This window comes from Synechococcus sp. R6-7 (assembly GCF_047461695.1).
Classification (GTDB): Bacteria; Cyanobacteriota; Cyanobacteriia; order Thermostichales; family Thermostichaceae; genus Thermostichus.
In genome coordinates, this window is sequence record NZ_JANSHS010000368.1 from 1 (window position 1) to 1,952 (window position 1,952).

The 1,952-nt window shown below is 58.3% G+C and carries 2 protein-coding genes; both read right to left on the minus strand.

Annotated elements, in window-relative coordinates:
* Positions 1–28: 28 nt before the first annotated feature.
* A complete protein-coding gene (locus tag NW815_RS10890) occupies positions 29–622 on the minus strand; it encodes a response regulator (RefSeq protein WP_414389601.1) in 594 nt (197 codons plus the stop codon).
* Between the two features lie 254 nt (positions 623–876).
* A complete protein-coding gene (gene rbsK / locus NW815_RS10895; protein WP_414389604.1) occupies positions 877–1,794 on the minus strand; it encodes a ribokinase in 918 nt (305 codons plus the stop codon).
* Positions 1,795–1,952 lie beyond the last annotated feature (158 nt).

A 1,952-nucleotide genomic window follows, 5' to 3' on the forward strand; every position in this document is an offset into this window, starting at 1 on the left:
CAGGGTTTTGGGGGTTAGAGGCATGCTCTCAATTTGGTCGTTGCTGACTTCTAACTTTGTCGTAGAGGTTGCGCAGACGGTTGGTTACCCCTCGGCGGGACAAAAAGCGCCGTGCAGCAATGGCCTGGTCGGTGAGGCCAAGGGCAATGTCGATCAGCACTTCGTACTCGGCGTCGCTGAGACCGGTGATTTTGTTTCGTGAACGGGAATCGACCCCGCGCACCTCTCGGTCGATCACACATTGCTCATCCTGCACCACTGCTTGGATAGCGCTGACCAATTTTTCATCGGTGCAATTTTTCAAAAGGTAGCCATAGACGGTTTGCGGAGGCACGATCTTGTGCAGTTCCCGCACATAGACTTCATCGGCAAAATGCGACCAAAAAATGATGCGCGTGCTGGGGCACTCTGACCAAACCTGCCGCGCTACCTCGATCCCGGTCATCTCGGGCATGCGGATATCCATCAACACGAAGCTGGGGTGGTGCTGGCGGTAGAGTTCCAACGCCTCTCTACCATTCGAGGCTATATACACCGGGCCGAACTCAGGCAAATGTTGTGTTAGCAGGCTATGAACATGCTGACGGTAGAGAGCGTCATCTTCAGCAAGGAGGGTACTCACGGGCCTTTATCAGAATTACCGAATACTTTCTTTTCACTACCTAACTCTAAAGACACCCACAAGGGAAGACAAGGCACTATTGAGCAGTACTCAATGGAGCAAGGGATCCCCTCCACCGGCGATGAGTAGCGGCTCAGGAAAAGGAGTTCGTCCCGCTCTCGTCCTGTGGACGGTGCGGTTTCCCCACAGCGCTCACGCAAACGGCCAATGAACTTCTCCACCGCAGACGTCGAAAACTTTTGATAAGCAGCAGTCTATGCTGTTTCTACGGCAGAGGCCAAAAATGCCTCAATCTCAGAGCGCTGGGGCAAGCTGGGTTGGGCTCCCGCACGGGTTACGGCCAAAGCAGCGGCGGCATTGGCAAAACGCAGGGCTTCCCTCAGGGATCCCCCGGCAGCCAAACAGGCAGCTAAGGCCCCACAAAACCCATCTCCGGCAGCGGTGGTATCCACCACTTCCACAGGATGGGCGGGCCAATGGCCACTTTCTTCCCCATCTGCCCAGACCAGCCCTGCCCCTCCCAAGGTAAGGATAACGGCTGGGATCCCGTGTTTCTGCAGTTCTTGAGCCACCTTTTGGGCTTGTTCCGGCGTCTCCACAGGGGATTGGGCAAGGGCAGCCGCTTCGGTTTCGTTGAGCACCAAGTAGCGAACCTGGCGCAACAGGGATCCCGGCAGGGGCACCACAGGGGCTGGATTGAGCAGGACGGGGATCCCTTGGGCAAAGGCTTGCTCTGCCACCGCCTGCACCGTGGCCAGGGGGATTTCCAGTTGCAGCAGAACCATCGCTGCCGGCGTCCAAGGAGGCAGCTGGGCGGGGGTGTAGCGACCGTTAGCGCCGGGGCTGACCACGATTCTGTTTTGCCCGCCGGGATCCACTGTGATCAAAGCTAGGCCGCTGGGCCCCTCCAACTGCCTCAGGTGGCGGGTATCCACGCCGTTGTGCTCCAGGTTCTCTTGGAGCAGACGCCCAAACTCATCGGATCCCACCGCTCCCCACATTTCCACCTGGGCTCCCGCCCGCGCCGCTGCCACCGCTTGATTGGCTCCCTTACCGCCAGGGTAGGTGGCGTAGTCGGATCCCAGCACCGTTTCCCCAGGGCCGGGATGATGGGGCACCTGCACCACCAAATCCATGTTCAAGCTACCCACCACTCGGATCGGGCCTGCCATCGGGCTTGTGGGGAAATCCTGTTGGAAAAGCAGAGATCTAGAGATCTTTGGTTTGGATCCCTGGGCAGCTATTGTATCAGCCGCCGGTCTTGGCCAGGGATCCCCTTGAGCGCCCTACCACGCGACAAGGGCTGATAGCAGTCGTGGTTTTTATTACC

Bases quoted from the DNA above. Each gene is read 5' to 3' on its own strand.
- rbsK (WP_414389604.1), bottom strand. From the start codon at position 1,794: ATGGCAGGCCCGATCCGAGTGGTGGGTAGCTTGAACATGGATTTGGTG.